Source organism: Streptomyces platensis, assembly GCF_008704855.1.
GTDB lineage: Bacteria > Actinomycetota > Actinomycetes > Streptomycetales > Streptomycetaceae > Streptomyces > Streptomyces platensis.
This window is the reverse complement of sequence record NZ_CP023691.1, coordinates 6,355,219-6,374,608: the sequence shown is the minus strand read 5'-3', so window position 1 is coordinate 6,374,608 and position 19,390 is coordinate 6,355,219. Positions and strand designations below refer to the sequence as shown.

Here is a 19,390-nt window from a genome sequence, read left to right as displayed (position 1 = left end):
TCAGCCGAAAGCGCCGTGCTGGGTGACGTCGGGAGAGGGCCGGCCGGAGGCCTCGCCGCCGGCCGCCGGGGTGTCCTTGGCCGGGGCATCGGCGGTGGTGGCGGTGGCGGGCCCGTCGGCCGTCCCCTTCTTCTCCTGTCCGGCCTTCGGGGTCCGCTCCTCGCCGGGGGCCGGCTCGGCGACGGCCGGCTGGGTCCGTACGCCCTTGGCGATCCCCTCGCCGCCCCGCGTCCTGGCCTCGCCGGCCTTCGCCGGTCCGAACGGGTCGGGCCCCTGTGCGGCGGTGGAGGTCTCCCAGGTGTGGCCGACGACCGGCCCCCGCGACTGGCCGCCCCCGCCACCGCGCTTGCCGAACGCGCCGCCGAGGCCGTTGGCGAGCTGGCCGAGCGCCATGAAGCCATAGGCGACCTCGGTGCCCGACGAGGACGAGGAGTTGGCGGAGTTCCTGGCCGGCGCGGACTCGTGGTGTTCGTCGCCGCCCTTGTCCTCGGGCGGCGCGGCGGCCGCGTTCTCCAGGTCGGCGGCGGCCAGTTCGAAGGCCGGCAGGGAGTCGTCGACGGACCGCTTGAGGCGGTGCCACTCCCCCGCGAACGCCTCACCGGCCGGGCCGTGCCAGTTGGCCGCGGCGGCGGTGCCGACATGCCGGTCCAGATCGCGCACCAGGCCGTCGAGGTGCTTGCCCATCTCCCGCCAGCCGGCCGCCGCTTCGTGCAGGGCCTGGGGGTTGCGTCGCTCGCTCACTTGACGCTCCGCATCATCTCGACCAGCTCGTCCTCGGCCGCCTGCGTATTCGCGACGGTCTCCTTGATCCCTCCGCCGACCTCGGCGAGCCGCTGCTGAAGCTGGACGAGCGCCTGCTCGGCCTGCTCGTACAGCTCACGGAACGGCCGGGCCTCCTCGTCGCTGCCGAAGCCGTTCCGCAGGGCCTCGGCATCGGCCCGCCGTCTGAATGCGGCCAGCTGCCGGCTCAGTTCTTCCGCGCGTATCTCGAAGGTCGCACCGAGCTTGTGCAACTCCTCGGTACTGAGCCGGACTTCGTCGGACATCATTTCTCCCCGAATTGAATGACAGCTACCTGCCAACATCGCCTCAGGTCTAGCACACCCGCAATAGGCCTGAAGCACTCTCCGGAGCGGGTGGAGCGCGAACCGCGGAATGCATACGGAGCAATTTGCGGCAATACCGACAACCCCCGCCTTGACGACCTGTTCACACCCGTCATTAGACTTCAGGACGCCGGTGCAGCACATGCGGTTGCTGTGCCACCACGTTCAAGGGGGCAGGGATGAGCAACGAGCGGCAGATCCAGGACGAGGACCTGATGGACGTCGCCCAGGATCCGGAGCAGGCGCACCGGCTGCGTAAGGCACTGAAGGTCCTGGCGGACAACCCCAACGTCGGCGGCAAGCTCCAGGAGATGGCCAAGGAGGTCCTCTCCGGCCGTATCGGCATGAAGGACGCGATCCAGACGCCGGGGTACATGGACGCGCTGGGCGACCGGATGAACCAGATCCGGCGGGCCGCGGAGGACCAGACCATGGCGGAGCGCGAGGAGTCGCGCGAGAAGTTCGCCGCCTGGCAGAAGGAGCAGGAAGCCAAGGAGGACGAGGAGCGCGCCGAGCGTGACGGCCCCTCGGGCACCATCGTCAGCACTCCGCGGCGCGGCGGCCGGGGCGGCGGGCACCGGGGCTGACCCGCTCTTCCCGTGGTCGGTGCGCGGGGCCGGACGCGCAGTGCGGCGACCGGCCCGGCAGCGCGGCGGGACTGTTCCTTTCCTCCGCCGAAATCCGTTCAAAGAGTCCATAGAGGCGATACGGAAGAAAGCAGATCGGCCGCCGGATTCATGGACGGATCTGCTTCCTTTCCGCACACGGGATTCCCGCTTTCTCCACACCGCGCCCCAGGAGCAACGCACTTAACGCGAGCCTCGCCAGCCACCTTGCACAGTCCCTCGACAAGGGGCCCGGCCTGCGTGTTCCAGTTCCGGCACAGCCACCCCCGCACCGTCCCCGGCGGGCGGTCCGGATCATAGGATCGGCCGGTACACGCAGGAATCCACAAAGGTGGAGACGGGATTGATGGGGGACGAGGAAGCCATGAGCGCCTCAGACGAAGGAATCGCCGCAGCGGCCGGATATGCACCTCATCCGTACGTCGGCGGCCGCACCGCGGCGTTCCGCGCGCTCGCGGCCTGGCGGATGCGGTGGCCCGGCGCCCCGCGCGTCATCGTGCTCACCGGAAACCCGGGCAGCGGGCGTTCGCGCCTGGTCACCGGCTTCCTGATGATGTGCGATCCCGGCTACCGCAAGCAGCTGCCGCTGGACGATCTGGACCCGGCGACCGTGCCCCCCGACCTCCCGGCGCCCGCCGTGCCGAACCCCTCGGGGCGCACCGCGGCCCAGCTGTTGTGGGTCATCGCCGATCATTTCGGACTGACCGCGGACCGTGTCGAAGACATCTTTCCCGAACTCGCCGCTCGTGAAGAGCCGGTGACGATTGTGGTGCCGGACGTCGACCGGGCCGGCCCGGTCCGTGCCGCGCACGAGCCGGCCCGCCTCGTACGGGACGTGCTCAAGCCGCTCGCCGCCACCGGGACGGTGCAGCTGCTCGCCGATGTGCCGCGCGAACTGGCCGCGGAACTGGCGGAGTCGCTGCCGTCCGGCCAGGCGCAGATCATCGATCTCGACGCGCCCGAGTGGGCCGATCCGAAGGGTCTGGTGCGGCACGCCGAGACCGCGCTCGACCCCGGCGCCGGGGCGCCGGAACTGCCCTTCACCACCGACCCCGCCGTGCGCCGGCCGCTCGCCAAGGCCCTTGCCGGGCGGGCGGACGGCAGCCGGCTCACCGTCCAGCTCGCCGTGCAGTCGCTGCTCTTGCAGCCGGAGGGCTTCGACCCGGCGGACGAGTCCCTGCTGCCCGCCACCGTCGGCGAGGCCCTCGACCTGCATGCCCGCCGGCTGGGCGGCGATCCGCAGACGCTGCGGCTGCTGCTGGCACCGCTCGCGTTCGCCGAGGGTGACGGGCTGCCCGTCCAGCTGTGGGGTGTGCTGGCGAATGCCGTGGCCGGATGGGACATGAGCCAGGATCTCGCCGACGGCATGCTGCTGGCCGCGCCGTTCATCCAGCCGGTCGAGCCGGACGCGGAGGAGGATGCGGACGGCGAACCGCCCTGGGGCGAGACCGGGGCCGGCAACGACGACGGCCGTATGCTGCTGCGGCTTCAGCACCCGGGGATCGCCGAGGAGATCCGCTCCGGTCTCCCGGACGTCCGGGACGCCCAGACCAAGATCGCCATGGCGCTGCTGGAAGCGGTGCCCCAGCAGAACTGGGCGAAGGCCGACCCGTACATCCGCGACCATCTCGCCGCCCACACCCTCGAAGCCGGGCTGCTCCCCCAACTCCTCACCGACCCGGGCCTGTTCGCGCACGCCGACCCGGTGACACTGCGGGCCGCCATCGAGGCCGTACCGCTGGAGCAGCTGGGCGCCCCGGCCCGTACGTACCTGCGCACCGCTCCGCTGCTGACCCGTTCGCAGGCTCCGGCCGACGTGCGGGCGGCGTTCCTGGAGAGCGCGTTCGTCGAGGACGGGCTGGCTCCGTACGCGGAGGCGCTGCACACCCTCGGCTTCGACCTGCCGTGGCGCACGCTGTGGAGCGTGCCGCTGGCCGGCGTCCGCGCCGTGACGACCGGTTCGCTGCCCCAGGAGGGCGGTGAGAGCGCGGCGGCGGAGACGGACCCGGGCACGGATGCCGGATCCGGCGCGGAAGGGCCCTCGCCCTCGTCCGGCCCGGCAGCCGCGCTCCGCCCGGTGGCCGCCTTCGTCGTCCCCGAGGGCACCCCCGGCTCCCGTACGATGCCCGGCCCGGACGGCGACGCCTCCGAGGGCGGCGGCAGTGCGCTGCTCCTCCACGACCTGCTGCGGCCCGGATATGTCGACGCCGACCCGACGCAGGTGCAGCTGCCCTCCGAGGAGGCGAGGGCGGCGGCTCCCTTCGGGTTCAGCCGGGGCGCCGACTACCTGCGGGTCTGGGCCCGCGCCGGCCAGGAGGTGGTGGCCGCGCTGCTCTCGGACACCCCGCTCACCGGCGCCGACCTCTCGCCGGACGGGGTGCTGGTCGTCGCCACCGAACGCGGGGTGACCGCCCGGCAGATCCTCGCCGCGGCTCCCGCGGCCGCGCCCACCGTGCCCGCCCAGCGCACCGGCGCCGCCGACTCCGCTGCTTCCGACGGCCTCGAAGGAGACCACACGTGATCAACCAGGCGCAGGCACACGCCACCGCCGCCCGCTGGCTCAACCCCGAGGGACATCAGGGTCCCCCGCGTGAGGTGGCCATGCAGGAGTTCGACCTCGGCTGGGTGGTGTGGGCCGTACCGCCGCCCCCGGAGGTCGACCCGCAGACGGGGCAGCGGCGCCCGCCCGCCGAGGTCGGCGCCGCCTGCGGGGTCGTCGACCGGGCGTCCGGTGAGCTGACGGTGTGGCCGTCGGTGCCGGTCGACGAGGTCGTACGGATGTATCAGCACAAGCACGGTGCCGGGTCCGCCGCGGCTCCGGCGGCCCCCGCCGAGCCGCCGGTCACCGGCCCCGGCAACACCGCCGTCGCGACCTACGCCGATCCGTCGACCGGCGAGGAGACCAGCCTCGCCCGCGTCTCGGCGCCCGGTCAGCCGCCCGCCGAATTCCAGCTCTACGACGAGCTCCAGCGGCTGGGCGTGCACCCCGCGAACGTCCGCGCGGTGCACACCGATCTGCGCTCGGCCCTGCTGCCCGGCGGCTACCCCGGCGACTTCATCCTCCGCACCTTCCCGAACGCCACGTTCTCCTGCACGGAGGGCTACGGCATGCGGCCCGAGGAGCGCGCCGAGGGCGTCGCCGGACTGCTGCGGCACGTCGAGATGATGCATCAGCTGGCGGGCCGGCAGGCACCGCCGCGACCGCACCGGGTGCCGGTGCCGCAGCGGGTCGAGGCCGCACCGCAGATGCGGGACGTGGCCCTCGGCAAGCACCTCGTGGAGGTCTTCGGGCCCCAGGGTGTCACCCGCCCGGACGCCGATGATCTCGCCACGACGCAGCTGCCCGAGGCCACGAAGGGCACGCTGATCTGGGCCGGTCTGCCGGCTCAGGTGCCGTTCTTCTTCACCGCGGACCGGCCGGAGGCCCCGCCCGCCGGCGGGCTGTTCCCGGACGTGGCGACCTACCTGCGCGCCACCGGCACCGAGGCCAAGGAACAGACCCTGGCCACCCTCGCCGGCTACGTCCGGATCGGCACCGACGGCCTCTACACACTCGCCGTCCAGTGCACGGCCGCGGAGGAGAACCAGAACCTGGTCGGCACGGTCTGGGCGGTCCAGCCGTCGTCGGGCGGCGGCCGGTTCGTCAACCGCACGCTGTCCGCCTACTTCCGCTCGCTCGCCCTGCTGGCCACCACGCGCGCGCAGATGCAGGGCATGGACCCGTACGCGGCGGGAGCGGCGGTCGCCGCCTTCCAGGAGCAGATCGCGGCGATCGACTCCTGGGCGCTGGACGACGACAGCAACTGGTGGTCGCTGGTCATCGAGCAGATGTGGCACGGCTTGTTCTGAGGGACCGGGGGCTTCGGGGGCTTCGGCCCCCGTCTGTCCCTCCCCCGGCCGTCAGGGCAACAACAGCCAGTCCGAGGCGAGCGCGGCCGCCAGGCCGATGCCCAGCAACCAGGTGCCGAGCCGGGTGCGCCCGTTACGGCTGAGTTCGATCACCACCCCGCAGAGCACCAGTGCGGCTCCGTACACCCCGACCACCAGCACCGACGTACGCGACGCCAGGCGCACCACGAGCACCCCCGCCATCGCGGCCATCAGTACCGAGGCCAGGACGATGCGTATTCGCCGGGCTTGACGGGGTGTCAGTCCCACACGGCTCTCGGTAAGGGGCTCTTCATTGCCGGGTACGTCCATGAGCGGGAATGCTACGGGACGAGTGATCGCCGGACGGCGCCGATCCCCCGCGAGGTTCAACTCGCCCTGCACGTAGGCAGATCGATCAGGTGCGCTCTCCTTACGCTCTCCGTGCGCTCCCCTTGCGCTCTCCTGGAGAACGGATTCCGAACCGGGCCCGCCACGGGAACGCTCAGCACTCACAAACTCAGCGAATGCTTGACCAGCGGCGTACCCATATTTAACCTTCCCTTTCAGTACGTCGCCGTGGCGACCGCATCCGCGCCGCCCACAAGGTTCGCCAATGCCTCAGGTAGGGCAATTGCCCAGAATCTCAACGACGTTGCCACCCCTCGATGCCCACGTTCCCTCCACACTTCTCGCCTTGACATGCCCGCATTCAGATCGCCTAATGTGAGCTCGTTAAGAACGCGACAAGTATCGCGCGGGACACCGCAAAACGGGGGCAATGGTGGCAGGCAAGGCGTTTGACGTCGATCCGGATGTGCTGCGCACGCAGGGCAACGCGTTTGTGCACATCGGCAGCGATTTCTCCAAGGCGTCGAAGAAGCTTCAAGACGATCTTGAAGGCCTTGGCAGCCCCTGGGAGAACTGCGACTTCGGCGATATTTTCGAAACGATCTACACGCCCGTCAGGGACGGCATGTTCGAGTCGATGGACTCCCTGGGCGAACGCCTCGAAGACATCGGCGACAAGCTCCAAAGCATGGGCGACTCGTACACGGATTCCGACGAGCAGGGCATTCACACCATCAGCGCGGTGGGCCGCCCGGCCATCTGACGCCGCCCCTGCCCCACATGAGGCCCGGTGGGCCTTTCGCCCCCGCCTCACCCTCCCTTCCTCTCCTTCTCCACCACCGCCTTTCCCTTCCACTCCACTCAGCAATCGGTCGACACTGCACGGGGGACGATCACTGTGTCTTTGACGCTGCCAGGCGAGGTAGCTTGGGTCCTGGACCTCCTCGGCTATAACTGGCCCGACGCCGACGAGGACAAGCTCCACGAATGCGCGCAGGCCTGGCGCAACTTCGCCGAGTCGGTCAATCAGGCGTCCTCCAAGGGCTCTTCGGCAGCCAGTGAAGTCGTCTCCGCCAACTCCGGCGAGGCGATCGAGGGTTTTTCGAACGAATGGGGATCCTTCTCCGGCGGCGGGAACAGCGGGGACAACTACCTCCGCGACGCCGCCGCTGCGGCCGAGGTCATCGCTCTCGCCTTCGACGCGGCCGCCATCGCCGTTCTCGCCGGCAAAATCGCGGTCATTGTCCAACTCGTCATCCTGGCCACCGAGATCATCGCGGCCCAGGCCGCCGCACCCTTCACCCTCGGCCTTTCCGAGCTCGGTGCCGCAGGGGCCACCCAAGCGACCCGCGTGATGGTCCGCCAGATCCTCGACAAGATCAAACGCGAGGTCATGGAGGCGGCCACCAAGGCCATGGAGCACGCCACCATGGACGCCATCAAGAAGATGGCGAAGAAGGCGGTCTCCAAGGAAGCCCGCAAGATCGCGGCGGACTATGTGAAGAAGACGGTCAAGGAGACCGTCAAGGACAAGGTCGTCGACCAGGCGAAGGAAATCGCCCGGGACAAAATCGTCGAAGAGGGCAAGGCCAAGGCCCAAGAGGCCGCCACGGAGATGGCCCAGAACGTCGCACAGCAGGGCATCGAAAGTCACTTCGGCGCCCGCGACGGAATCGACTGGGGCGAAACCACCGACATCGCCAAGGACAAGGCCGGCGAATACGTGGACGGCATCAAGGAAGGCGCCCAGGACTACAAGGACGGCGTCGCCAGCCTCGCCGACCCCGGCACCTACATCGACCACGCCAAGGAAGACCTCACCAACCGCGGCCTGGACCACGCCCAACGCCACGTCGACCGCCGCACCGGCGGCGCAGCCACCCGCAACCAGGACACCACCGACGAGGTCCGCTCGGTCTTCGGCTGATCCGGCATCCGACGACGGCCATACCAGAAATCGGGCCCACAGCCTCCTCGGCTGTGGGCCCGATCCCGTCCCCTCGCTCTCACTGCCCCGGAGGCCGGGTGGGAGGTGCCGACGGGTACGCACCGGGGTTCCCCGGCTGCTGGTAGAACCCGTACTGATGCTGAGGCGGAACGCCGGCACCGCCACCCGGACCACCGAAGCCGGTGCCGCCAGCAGGCGGACCGTTGCGGCGCTTGTTGGTGGCAACGACCACACCGACAACAATCCCCAGCACGACCACCACGCCGAGAACGATCCCGGCGACGGCGAGGGGGCTCAGGCTGCCCGCCGCATCGCTCACACCCCCCTGAGCCTCGCTCCCTGGTGCGTCCGCACCTGCCCCGGCAGAAGTCTCCGTCTCCTTCGGCATGGTGAGCGGCCCGTTCTTCGCCCCGGCAGGGATGTTCTCCGAGAGGGCCCGGTACGGGCGAATCACTCCGTAGCCGTACTTGGGGTCAGGGGACGAGATACCCGTCTTGCCCTCGGGAGTGATCGCCGTCTTCGTGAGCCGATGCGCGACCTGCCCCGCGGTGAGCTCCGGGAACTTCGAACGCACAAGGGCTGCGGCGGCCGATACATAAGCCGTTGCGTCAGAGGTTCCGGTGGCCTGCCGGTACTTCATGGAGGTACCAGCGGAATAGATCTTCTCGCCGGGAGCGATCAAACGAATGTGGGCGCCGTAGTTGGACTCGCCCAGGACCTCGCCGCCCTCGGCGACCGCGCCGACCGCCAGCACACCGGGCGCCGCCGCTGGATACGAAGGCTTATTGGTGCCGTCGTTACCGGAACCGGCAACCAGCAGCACGTCCTTCTTCACGGCATAGCTGATGGCACTCTTTTCGTTCTCCGTCAGTGCGTAAGGCCCCGCGAAGGACATGTTGATGACCTTGGCGCCGTGATCAACCGCGTATCGAAGGGGACCGTCGATATTGTTCGCGTCTCCCCCCATCGATTCATTCCTCTTGATCGGAAGGATCTTCGCATCTGGCGCCAGACCCATGATGCCGTCGCCGTGGCGGGGACCGTGCCCATGCCCCGCGATCAAGGCAGCCATGGCCGTTCCGTGATCATCACCGGTTTCGTGATCTGCCGTACCACCCCCGTCGGCAAAGCTCTTCCCCGGAAGCACATTGCCCTTGAGGTCGACGTGCTCCCCGTTCACCCCGGAGTCAATGACCGCCACGGTGACGTTCTTACCGCTCGACTCTTTCCACACCTTCTGCGCATTGAAGGCGTCAAGCGCCCACTGCCCGTCCCGGATGTAGTCCGCCGAAGCACTCGGCGCGGCGGTGAAGAGCAGCGCTCCTGCGGCCGCGAGGCCACCCACGGCACGCAGCGTCCGCGCGAAGCGCATGCCATAACCCATAACACCTCTCCTCAACAGGCTGCGGCCCGCAGTTCGAAAGCTGCGGGCCACACCTTTGATGAAACAGTTCGGGGTTACCGCCCGGGCGGCTGCGTGGGCGGCGCCGACGGATACGCCCCGGGCGCGCTCGGCTGCTGCTGATGACCCGGGTGCGGCGGATGCGGCACAAACCCACCGGGGCCGCCCGGTCCGCCGTACCCACCGGGGCCACCCGGAGGCGGACCATTACGCCCGCTCTTCTTCTTGACCACCAGCACAACGATCAGCACGACGACGAGGAGGCCGACCACACCACCGACAATGCCGATGATGACGCCCGTACTCATGCCCTTGTCGCTCTCGGCTGCCTGCTGAGCGTCCTTGCTGGATGCGTTGGACGAACCGTCCTTGAGCGCAGGCAACGGCCCGTTCTCAGATCCCTTGGGCATCTTCTTGATGAGCGCCTGCCAGGGATTGACGATGCCGTAACCGTAGTGGCGGTCGGGAAGCTTCTTGCCCTTCATGCTGTCCGGCAGAACAGCGGTCTTCACCAGACGGTTGGCAACCTGGCCTGCGGTGAGGTGAGGGAACTTGGCGCGGACGAGGGCAGCGGCGGCGGAAACGTACGCTGTGGAGTCTGACGTGCCATTCGCCAAGCGATAGGGAGTCTCAACTCCCGCCGACCGGATATGAAGCCCTGGACCCAGCAGCTTGATATGAGAGCCGTAGTTAGAGAACTTCCAGACCTTGAGGTCAATGTCCATCGCTCCGACAGCGAGAACCCCCGGTACCGAAGAAGGAAGACGAGGAGTGCTGGAGCCAGAGTTTCCAGATGCCGCAACTAGCAGGACGTCATGCCTCCGGGCATAGTCAACAGCGGCCTTTTCAGCAGGTGACGTATCCCCGAAGTCCTCGAACGACATGTTGACGACCTTCGCGCCGTGGTCCACGGCATACCTCAACGGTTCCGCGTAGGACTCCTCCTTGTCACGAAGGTCAATTCCCACGGGAAGGATCTTGGCATCAGGCGCCAGCCCCTTAACACCGTCACCGCCACCAGGCCCATGCCCGTGCCCAGCGATGAGCGAAGCCATGGCGGTGCCATGCTCATTCTTCCCATCCGGGCGGTCTGCCGTTCCGCCATCGAGGAAACTCTTGCCAGGAAGCACATTCCCCTTGAGGTCGGGGTGACTTCCGTCTACGGGGTCGTCGATGACCGCGACGGTGACGCCCTTGCCGGTTGACACCTTCCAGATGTCGTCAACTCCGAAGGACCTCAAAGGCCACTGCTCATGCCTGATTTGGTCTGCCGAAGCAACCGGCGCGGTGCCGAAGAGCAGTGCCCCCGCCACCACCGCGCCGCCCACCGCACGCAGTGTCCGCGTGAAGCTCATGCCATAACACCTTCCTCACAGAGCTGGGGCCCGCAGCCCGAGAGCTGCGGGCCCCAAGCAGGTCTGCCGTTTGCTTGCCCGGCCGTTCCTACTCGATGACCGGGGGAGCCACATTATGCTTCGGCGTCCAGGTCTCCTCGTCTTCCACAAGGTAGTCAGGACGGTTCGCGTCGTTCCCGCCGCCCTCGCCCCGGCCACCGGACGCACCATGCATGCCGCCCATCATGCCTGCCGGGCGACGTCCGCTACCCGAATTGGCCCCGGCCCCGGATGCGGTTCCCCCTCGGCTGCGGTGCAGGCCGGCCCCACCCTGGGCTCCGCCGCTGCTGGCTTTACCACCGGGCGACCCGATGATTCCGCCCTTCTGCCGCGCTTGGGCACCGCCGGCGCTGACGCCCCCGCCACCGCCGCCCTTCCCTGCGCCACCGCCATGTGCGCCGGCCATGCCGGGCATGCCGGCACGGCCGCCCGCGGGGGAACCGCCCGGGGTGGTCCCGGGTGTGCCGCCCTTGAGACCGCCAGGGCCACCACTCTTGAGACCGCCGGGGCCACCGCCGCCCTTGAGACCGCTAGGGCCACCGCCCTTGAGACCGCCGGGGCCACCACTCTTGAGGCCACCAACCCCAGGCATGCCGCCCGGCATTCCGGACAAGCCAGGCCCACCGCCGGGGCCACCGCCGGTGGGCGCGTGGAGACCGCCGCCACCGGGGCCGCCACTGGGGGCTTTGAGGCCCCCGCTGGGTCCACCGTGGAGGCCGTCAAGGCCAGTCCCCACACTGGGCCCCTTAGGCTTCAGTTCGCCCAGACCACCGCTGACACCCGGATCCTTCAAACTCGGGGGGCTGGGCATCTTGGGGGTGCTACCGGGGTTCGCGCCCCGCTTGGGGAGCTTGAGTCCACCCCCGCCACCCTTCGATCCACCACCCGTCGGAATCATCGGGGTGTTAATGGCGCCTGGATCGTTTGACGGATCCTGTTGGTGGTCGGGGATCTTGTCGTCGCGGCCAGTACTCCCTGGCGCCGGCGCCTTGAGCGCCTTCGAGGCCCTTACGAACGACGAGCCCAGCTGCTCCATGGCGATCGTCGACTCAAGCCGGAGCGTCTGTTCATCGTCCAAATCGTCCTTGTTCGCCTCCAGGAGACCCGAGGCGCTATCGCCCCTCTTGAGGGCTTCGTCCAGCTCATCGTCGGAGATCGACCACCCCCAGTCATTCAGATCGCCGAAATCCCAGCTTTCGCTCTTCGTCCTGACCTTGTCGATGGCCGTCTGAAGAGCTTCGGCCGATGCATCCATGACCTTCGCCGTGTGAGTGCACCAAGGTTTGCCGGCCTCGAAGTTCGCGATGATCTGCTGAGCCCTCTTGCGGAAGCGTTCAGCGGACTCGCCCTGCCAGTGTTCCATCACCTTGTCCACGGCCTTGGAGAAACTCGTCTTGTGAGTCTCCAGGTCGTCGGCAACGTCCTGCCAGTGCTGAGCGACAGAGTAAAGAACTTCGGGCTTAGCACCGTCGAGCATGTCCTTCAGGCCATTGAAGTTGCTCTGGTTGAAGTCCGTTACATGCCGAAAGCTCTCGTACCTCTCCTCAGGCACGCCGCTCTTGCCTTCACCCACCTGTGGGCCCCCTTTTCTTCAGTCGGCGATCAGCCAACCACCGTCAGTGGATATTGTTCTCGTGCTCGGCGTCGTCGTAGGCTTCCTTCGTCTTCTTGGACTTCTGCCCAAAGTCCTCGACCAATTTCTCGATCTTTCCGACGATCTCGTCCTCGATGAACGCCTTCATGTCCGCGTGAGCCTTGTGCAGCATTTCGTGCTCAACGTACTTCTTGCCCAAAGAACTTGACGGCAGGAAAGTGCCACTGCCGGCCTTACCCTTCGTCCCGTTCATGTCCTTCAGTACGCCGTTGAGCTTCCTGACCACCTCGTCCAAGGCATCCAGGTCAACGCGATATTCCTTAGCCATTACTGGCCTCCCCGTGAGATGTCAGTCCGTTCTTGCGGCGCCAGTCGCGAAGGGCGATCGAGGAGCCGACAACCGCGGCAACAGCCAAAAGCCCGCCGCCGACGATGTAGATGGAGATGCGGGCGCGCCGTTCCTCGGTGGATTCTCCGATGGTGACGGCGGCCGGCTGGATGTTGGAGCCGTCAGCCGCGTTGGAGGGCTTGTCCGGCTGGGGTGAGGCGGTGGGCCTGGTGTCGTCGTTGAGGGCGGCGACCGGGTCGACGACGCCCCAGCCGATGTTGTGGTCCGCCTTCGGGCGCACGCGCTCCGCGGTCTTCTCCAGGTGCCAGATGACCTGCTGCGGAGTCCAGGCCGGGCTGTCGTGCAGATGCTTCGCGATGAGGAGGGCCGCGGCGCCCGCGGCATAGGGTGCGGCGAAGCTGGTGCCCTGGTCGACGCAGTTACCGCCGTCGGGGACGGTGGAGACCATGTTCACGCCCGGCGCGGCGATGTCGACCCAGGCTCCCGGCTGGGAGAAGGGGGCGCGCTCGTTGTTGCGGTCCGAGGCGGCAACGGACAGCACATTGTCGAACTGCTGGAAAGCGGCGGGGTACATGTTCTTTTCCTTACCGCTCGCGCCGTCGTTTCCGGCCGATGCGACGATCAGGACGTTCTGTGCGGCGGCCCGCTGGATCGCTGCCCTGAGGGGGCCCAGCTTTCCCGGGCCGGCGTCCGTGCCCTGGGAGATATTGATGATGTTGACCTTCAGCCGGACCGCATAGTCGATGGCGGCGGCGAGGCTGTCGGCGGTGCCGGCCTTCTCCTCGCTGGTCTGCTGCAGCGGGATGACCTTCGCCTTGGGGGCGATTCCGTAGAAACCCGAACCCAGCTTCGGGCGGGCGGCGATGATGCCGGCGACCTTGGTGCCGTGGCCGACCTGATCGACGGTCGGCTTGCCGCCACCGGCGACGAACTTCTTGCCGGCGCCTTCGATGTTGGGCTTGATCTGCGAGTTGCCCGCGTCGATGCCGGTGTCGATGACGGCGACCCGGACGCCCTCCCCGTGGGTGTCGGCCCACATCTGATTGGTGAGGAGGCGCTGGAGCGACCAGGGAGTCTCTTTGATGTCGTTGGTCCCGAACTTGCACTCACCACTGTTGAGCGGCACGTTCGGGTCGTCCGCGGCCGCCGGGACAACGGCGAGGCTCGACAGGCCGACGATGCACGCCGCCGTGACCAGCGCACCCGCCGCTCGGCGACGGTGCCCGGTTCGGTGACCAATGGCGCGAGATCCCACGGGCTTTCTGCTCTCCATGTGTGGCGAATTGGGCAGGAACGAAGGGTGAGAAGACGGAGGCGGAGGGGTGAAGGAGTGGTGGACGGCAGAAGGGCGAGCGCACTGATGCAGCGCGCTCGCCCTCATGGACCACTGTGCGAGCAGCCGGGCTGCTCAGGTCTGGCCGTCTCCGGCTCGACTGACCGGAGGTCAGCCGCCCCAGATACCGGAGTTCTTGTGCTCAGTGGCCTGGTAGTTCTGAGCGGCCTGGTCCAGCGCCTTGGCGATGGCCTCAAGCGTCGAGTGCAGGGAGGCAGCGCGCTGGTCCCACTCGCGCTGGCGGGCCTGGTAGCCCTCCTGCGCCGCACCTTCCCAGCTGGCGGCGATCTTCTTGACGCCCGCCTCGAGGTCGTCGAGCTGCTGGCGGATGTTGTTGGCCGTACCGCGCACGTCGGAACTGGCCTGCGAGATCGTCGCGAAATTAACGAGGATCTGGCCTGACATGGTGTCTCCTCAGGAGTAGGTGATGCCTGGTCGATTCGCACACCACAGCGGGCCGGCGGTATTGACCGGCGGGCCCGGGCTGCGGCGGCTGGGCCGTTGCGCCGCGGTCAGCGGCGCGGCCCCATCATCCGAACGGGGAAGCCGAGGCGGAGATGTGCGAGATCGACTGCGCCTGCTCCTCTTCGGAGGCGGAGTAGTTCTTGGTGGTCTCGTCGATCGCTTCCTTGATCTCACCCAGAAGCTGGTTGAGACGGTTGGCGTCCTCGTTCACCTTGGACTGGAGCTGGTTGTACGAGGAGGCCGCAGCACCCTTCCACCCAGACGTGATGGTGTCGACGACCGTGTTCAGGCGCGAGATCTCGCCCTGGATCGACTGGTTGACCGAGGAGATCTTGCCGCTGAACGCGACCATCTCCTCCTCGGTGGTTGTGTACTGCTGACCAGCCATAGTCAACGTCCCCCATGAGACTCGTACGTCGTACCGCACCGGGCAGCCACAGGCGCTCGCGCGGCAGGCATCTCCTGCTGACGCCTTTGGCTACTTTAACCACTCGATATGGGTCTCCCCAACAGGGGGGAGGACTGTTGTGACGGGATCACAACAATGCCAACTGGCCGTCAGCGAAACGTCGTTCACGGGAAACGGACAGATGTGCCGCTATCGGTCATTCGCCAACAGGCTCGGCCCGGTGAAGATCTCCCCGAGAAGGCTGTCGTGATCCGGCGCGGAAATCCGCGGTGGCGGAATCCGGGGTACGCCGAAGGCCGCACCGAAGGTCCCTTTCCGGGGCTCGGTACGGCCTTCGCTCATATCAGGACGACTGCGGCTTCTTGGCGCTCTGAATGTCCAGCGACGGTCCGGTGGAGAGAAGTTCGGACCAGGCCTTCATGATCAGCGGCGGATGGGTGCCCTCGTAGCCGAGGTGGACCTTCGCCTTGTCCTGTTCGTCATCGGCCTTGCCGGCCTTGCTTTCGCTGTCGTTGTTCCTCGGCAGCGGATAGCGCAGTCCGGTGTCGGTGACCAGGAACTGGCTGCCGCTCGTCGCCGCGGAGGTGCGCACCTCCGTGTAGAGCAGACCGCTGCCGGGGGTGACGTATGAGTTGGCTCCGGTGGCAATCTTGACCGGGTAGTCGCTGCCGACCCAGGTCTGCATGTCCGGCACGCCGTTCTTGTATCCGAGCTGCTTCTCCTCGCCGCCCGGCAGCTTGTTGTTCTTGCCGTTGTAGACGCTGCACGAGACGCCGTTCCGGGTGGGACGGGTCAGCCCGCCGGTCTGGGAGCCGTGCTCGAATTCGTTGGCCACCGAGAGGCTCTCGGTGGGCCACGGGGAGGGGAACGTGCCGAAATTCCCCATGAAGAACGACAGGTTGTCAGAGGCGTCCCGCTTCGGGTCGATGCTGTTCACGGCGATCTGTACGGGCTTGATCCGCGAACCGTCACTGTGCAGCTTCTCGGCGTTCGCACCCTCCTCCAGGAGGTTCGCCACGAAGTCCGTCACCTGCTCCACGCCGTCCTGCTCCACGACGTACTTCTGACCGCTGCTGTCCTGGAGGATCGAACCGACGGTCCTGGCCCGCGCCGGGACCTTCGGGTCGCTGGTCTGGCCCCCCGCCCCGGCGACCGCGGGCATGCTGATGCCGAGCTGGCGCGGGAGCACGAGCAGGGTGTCCATGAAGTCCTGTGACACCGGCTGGGGCTTGGCGGAGCGGAAGATGATGCGGCGCAGGGTGTCGTTGACCGCTTCACTCCCCCCGTTGAACTCGAAGGCCTTGCCCTCGCTGTCGACCAGCCACTTCTTGTGCTGCGGGTCCTCGACGAACAGCGCCTGGCTCGGGCCGAGTTTGCCCTTGCCCTCGACGGCCTGCTTGTCCTTGCCGCCCAGGATGAACACGGACTGCTGGGGCTTGCTGTTGAGGCCGCTGCCGGGACGGTTGCACACCGCCCAGGTCTTGGGCGCGTCGGCGTCCTCTGTGGTGGGCAGCCGGTCGGGGGCGTAGGGAATACCGATGGCCGGTCCGTGCGGGATCTTTCCGTCCAGCTCTTCTTCCTTGACCTTCACGACCTTGAAATTCGGGTCGATGAGCAGCCGGGCGGAGGCGAGGTTGAGGATCGGGTGCAGCAGTTTCTGCTTGCCCTGCTTCAGGACGATATAACGTGTGGTGGATTTGTCCCCGACGATGACATTCTTTCCGACCTCGTCCCAGCCTTGCGGGGCAACAGGCTTGAGAATGCCACAGGCACCGAATCCCACAAGCATCACGACCCCCATCATGATGCTCGGCACCACCGCCTTCAGGGGCCTGGGAGCACTCTCGATCGAACCGTTCGGCAGCGGCTTCAGAAATGCCGCATTCGTGCGCTTTCGAGCGAACGAATACGCATTCAGCTCGTCCCGACGTGATGCCATTGTTGCTTTCTCTCCCCGCCTGTCGGATCCACATCGACCGCCCCCGGCACTCACGCCGTAGCGCCCTCTACTATGCCGTGTGTCGATCGACCCGTACGGTACGGGTGCCACCTTCCAACGCACCAGTCTCAGCGGCGGCCGATACGCCTAGAGGCCACACCACCAGTAGAGGAGCAGGCCGGGGGATGTCCAGCGCCACCAGGGCTCGACGCCGCAACGGGCGGCAACAGCAGCAACAGCCTTCCGCTGCACCGCAATACGCGGGAAATGCTGGCCAAAACGGCACAGCTCCGGGCAACAGAGAAAATGGCGGCCGGCGTTCCGCGGCCCGCCCGGCAGGTCCGGTGGCACCGCGGCTGCGCCAACAGGCCGGAACCATCGGCGGAGTCCGGGTTCAGCAGCTGGCCATCATCGAACTCGCCGCGGCCCTGGTACTGGTGGGCTGGTCGATCCACCCGGCCGCACTGACCGCGGCCATTGTGATCGCGGCAGTTCTGGTCATTTTCGCGCTCGGCCGGCGGCGAAGGATTCCGCTGCCGGAATGGATCACCACCGTGCGTGCCATGAAGCGCCGCGGCAAGGAGAGCATCTCCGCGCTCGCGGCCACCCAGGGCGTCGACCCGGCGATCGCCCCGGTGGTGGAGTGCGAACCGGCGCTGCGCACCTATGAGTTCACGACCGAGTCGGACCAGCGCGCCATCGGGTTCGTCGGTGACGGTACGTTCCTGACCGCCCTCGTGCAGGTGGACGCCCGTGACGAGCCGCTGCGCCCCGAGCGCGGCAGCCACATGCTGCCGCTCGAGGTGCTGCACACCGCGCTCGACATCGAGGACATCCACCTGGAGTCGGTGCAGTTCGTCCAGTACACCCAGCCCGCCCCGGCCCCGCATCTGCCCGAACAGGCCGTCGCGGCCCGCTCGTACGCACCGCTCCAGGCCCAGGCGCAGACGCCCGCACTCCAGTTGACATGGATCGCGCTCAAGCTCGACCCCGAGCTGTGCTCGGAGGCGATCGATGCCCGCGGCGGCGGGATGGAGGGCGCCAAGCGTTCCCTGCTGCGCGCCGCCGACCAGCTCGTCAGCCGGCTGACCGCGCACGGGGTGCGTGCCAGGGTGCTCGCCGAGCGCGAGGTGGTGGCCGCGATCGGCACCGCGGTGTGCGTCAGCCCGCGGGCCGCCAACGGTGCGATGGGGCGTGACGGACGAGCCGCCCGCCGCACCCAGGAGACGACGCGGGCGATGCGCTGCGACGACCGCTGGCACTCCACGTACTGGATCGGCCGGTGGCCCCAACTGGGCCAGGGCGGTGCCCCGTTGGCGGCCATCACCCAGCTGCTGACCAGCACCAGGGCGATGGCCAGCACCTTCGCGCTGACCGCCACTCACGGCAGCGGCCGCGCCCCGGCCATCTCGGGCTACGTCCGCCTTTCCACCCGCAGCGAGAACGAACTCACCTCCGCTCAGAGCGAGTTGGAGCGCCGTTCCGGTTCCGTGAAGGTCGGCCTCGTCCGGCTCGACCGGGAACAGCTGCCCGGCCTGCTGGCCACGCTCCCCCTCGGAGGTACCCGCTGATGGCCTCTCCCACCTATCAGCCCCGTGTCAACACCAGCGGCAACGGCTGGCGCAACCCCCCGCTCGGCGGCAGCGACGGCGGCCACCGGCTCTCGCACCAGCCGCGCCCGGACGAGGACCAGTCGGGGCCGACCGGTCCGAAGCCGAGGCCCGGTTACGGCCTGCGCGGTCCGCGGCGCAGCCCCCATGTACTGACGGCCGAATCGCTCGCCTCGCTGACCTTGCCGGTCGGCGACGACGGCGTGATCATCGGCATCGACCCACAGAACCAGCCCGCCGTGCTGAGCCTGCTGCGGCCCGCGCCGATGGAGATCGCGCTGGTCGGCAGCATGTGGATGGCGCAGGTGCTGGCGCTGCGTACGGTCGCCGTCGGCGCCCGGGTCGCGGTCGAGACCGCGCGGCCGCCGGCCTGGGGCCAGATGGCGCAGGCCGCGGGCGGCGGACAGCAGTGCGTGTCGGTCCATGACGTGCGCCAGATCGCACCCCAGGGGCCGTCGGTTTCCAGCCCGGTGCTGGTCGTACGGGACATGGGCGCACGCCCGCCGCGCAATCAGCTCGCCCCGAGCCCCTGGCAGTCGGTGCTGACCGTGCTGCCGTTCCTCGGGCCGCGGTCGCCGCAGATGCTCAGCCGCGCCGATCTGGTCGGTCTCCAGCGGCTTTCGCCCGAGGAGGCGGAGGTTGTGACGCGAATCATGCGGCTGCCGGAGCAGGTCGGCGCGGTGCTGCCGACGCTCAGCGACAACGCCATGCTGTGGTGCTCGCGCGAGGGCCACCAGTTCGTCATGACGCAGCCGACAGAGGCGGAGACCAACCTGCTCGGCGGGCCGCGCCGGATGGACTGACCGTCATTCCGGGCCGGTCGCCCGCGGAGCGCTGTGCGCACCGCGTCCGCAACCGGCCACGGGGCACGACCTACGGGCGCATCCACGGGTGCGCCCGTAAGCGTGCGAAGGGTATGAAGACGACATGACATCGACTGCCGTTATGAGCCGACTCTTGATTAGGCTGTATGGGAGAGCCGCAGGAGCACAGCACG

18 protein-coding genes are annotated in these 19,390 nt (G+C 68.1%); 7 read left to right on the top strand and 11 right to left on the bottom strand.

Annotation, left to right across the window (positions count from 1 at the left end):
- Both CP981_RS28330 and CP981_RS28325 read right to left on the bottom strand, forming a co-directional pair.
- On the bottom strand, positions 1-741 hold the full coding sequence (locus CP981_RS28330) for a WXG100 family type VII secretion target (protein ID WP_085927386.1): 741 nt from the start codon (positions 739-741) through the stop codon (positions 1-3).
- Entirely contained in the window at positions 738-1,046 is a 309-nt protein-coding gene (locus CP981_RS28325; protein ID WP_085927399.1) for a hypothetical protein, read from the bottom strand. Before CP981_RS28325 ends, CP981_RS28330 begins: the two co-directional genes overlap by 4 nt.
- A 239-nt stretch (positions 1,047-1,285) precedes the next feature.
- Here CP981_RS28325 and CP981_RS28320 point away from each other — a divergent pair, with 239 nt between their 5' ends.
- The 3 genes from CP981_RS28320 to CP981_RS28310 all read left to right on the top strand — a co-directional run bounded on the left by CP981_RS28320 (position 1,286) and on the right by CP981_RS28310 (position 5,581).
- Complete coding sequence (locus CP981_RS28320) at positions 1,286-1,693, top strand: hypothetical protein (RefSeq protein WP_085927385.1); 408 nt, start codon at positions 1,286-1,288, stop codon at positions 1,691-1,693.
- Between the two features lie 403 nt (positions 1,694-2,096).
- Positions 2,097-4,253 (top strand): ATP-binding protein, encoded by a 2,157-nt coding sequence (locus CP981_RS28315; RefSeq protein WP_244329815.1) that lies wholly within the window; start codon positions 2,097-2,099, stop codon positions 4,251-4,253.
- Complete coding sequence (locus CP981_RS28310; protein ID WP_085927383.1) at positions 4,250-5,581, top strand: SUKH-4 family immunity protein; 1,332 nt, start codon at positions 4,250-4,252, stop codon at positions 5,579-5,581. The genes CP981_RS28315 and CP981_RS28310 overlap by 4 nt, the downstream gene beginning before the upstream one ends.
- A gap of 51 nt (positions 5,582-5,632) precedes the next feature.
- On the opposite strand, the gene CP981_RS28305 is transcribed toward CP981_RS28310, so the two are convergent.
- Positions 5,633-5,932, bottom strand: coding sequence for a hypothetical protein (locus tag CP981_RS28305; protein ID WP_085927382.1), 300 nt, complete (start codon positions 5,930-5,932; stop codon positions 5,633-5,635).
- Between the two features lie 448 nt (positions 5,933-6,380).
- Between CP981_RS28305 and CP981_RS28300 the strand changes: the two genes are divergently transcribed.
- Together CP981_RS28300 and CP981_RS28295 are read left to right on the top strand one after the other, a co-directional pair.
- Positions 6,381-6,713 carry a WXG100 family type VII secretion target gene (locus CP981_RS28300; protein ID WP_085927381.1) on the top strand — a complete coding sequence of 111 codons (333 nt, stop codon included), beginning with the start codon at positions 6,381-6,383 and terminating at the stop codon, positions 6,711-6,713.
- Positions 6,714-6,848: 135 nt separating this feature from the next.
- Positions 6,849-7,877: a WXG100-like domain-containing protein gene (locus CP981_RS28295; RefSeq protein ID WP_167536160.1), complete on the top strand. Its 1,029-nt coding sequence runs from the start codon at positions 6,849-6,851 to the stop codon at positions 7,875-7,877.
- Between the two features lie 79 nt (positions 7,878-7,956).
- On the opposite strand, the gene CP981_RS28290 is transcribed toward CP981_RS28295, so the two are convergent.
- The 8 genes from CP981_RS28290 to CP981_RS28255 form a co-directional block, all read right to left on the bottom strand.
- The gene (locus tag CP981_RS28290; protein WP_244329814.1) at positions 7,957-9,282 is read right to left on the bottom strand and encodes a S8 family serine peptidase; all 1,326 of its coding nucleotides are present in this window, start codon (positions 9,280-9,282) and stop codon (positions 7,957-7,959) included.
- 74 nt (positions 9,283-9,356) lie between these two features.
- On the bottom strand, positions 9,357-10,655 hold the full coding sequence (locus tag CP981_RS28285; RefSeq protein WP_085927379.1) for a S8 family peptidase: 1,299 nt from the start codon (positions 10,653-10,655) through the stop codon (positions 9,357-9,359).
- Positions 10,656-10,743: 88 nt separating this feature from the next.
- Positions 10,744-12,267, bottom strand: a complete 1,524-nt coding sequence (locus CP981_RS39260; protein ID WP_143659020.1) for a WXG100 family type VII secretion target — start codon at positions 12,265-12,267, stop codon at positions 10,744-10,746.
- Positions 12,268-12,310: 43 nt separating this feature from the next.
- Entirely contained in the window at positions 12,311-12,616 is a 306-nt protein-coding gene (locus CP981_RS28275) for a hypothetical protein (RefSeq protein WP_085927377.1), read from the bottom strand.
- Positions 12,609-13,763: a type VII secretion-associated serine protease mycosin gene (mycP, locus tag CP981_RS28270; protein WP_244329813.1), complete on the bottom strand. Its 1,155-nt coding sequence runs from the start codon at positions 13,761-13,763 to the stop codon at positions 12,609-12,611. Before mycP ends, CP981_RS28275 begins: the two co-directional genes overlap by 8 nt.
- 318 nt (positions 13,764-14,081) lie before the next feature.
- Positions 14,082-14,375 carry a WXG100 family type VII secretion target gene (locus tag CP981_RS28265; RefSeq protein WP_018093366.1) on the bottom strand — a complete coding sequence of 98 codons (294 nt, stop codon included), beginning with the start codon at positions 14,373-14,375 and terminating at the stop codon, positions 14,082-14,084.
- Between the two features lie 124 nt (positions 14,376-14,499).
- A complete protein-coding gene (locus CP981_RS28260; RefSeq protein ID WP_085927375.1) occupies positions 14,500-14,823 on the bottom strand; it encodes a WXG100 family type VII secretion target in 324 nt (107 codons plus the stop codon).
- A gap of 364 nt (positions 14,824-15,187) precedes the next feature.
- Positions 15,188-16,783, bottom strand: a complete 1,596-nt coding sequence (locus CP981_RS28255) for a type VII secretion protein EccB (protein WP_085927374.1) — start codon at positions 16,781-16,783, stop codon at positions 15,188-15,190.
- A gap of 344 nt (positions 16,784-17,127) precedes the next feature.
- Between CP981_RS28255 and eccE the strand changes: the two genes are divergently transcribed.
- On the top strand, positions 17,128-18,354 hold the full coding sequence (eccE, locus tag CP981_RS28250) for a type VII secretion protein EccE (RefSeq protein WP_085927373.1): 1,227 nt from the start codon (positions 17,128-17,130) through the stop codon (positions 18,352-18,354).
- Positions 18,354-19,196, top strand: a complete 843-nt coding sequence (locus CP981_RS28245) for a hypothetical protein (protein ID WP_085927372.1) — start codon at positions 18,354-18,356, stop codon at positions 19,194-19,196. The genes eccE and CP981_RS28245 overlap by 1 nt, the downstream gene beginning before the upstream one ends.
- Positions 19,197-19,390 lie beyond the last annotated feature (194 nt).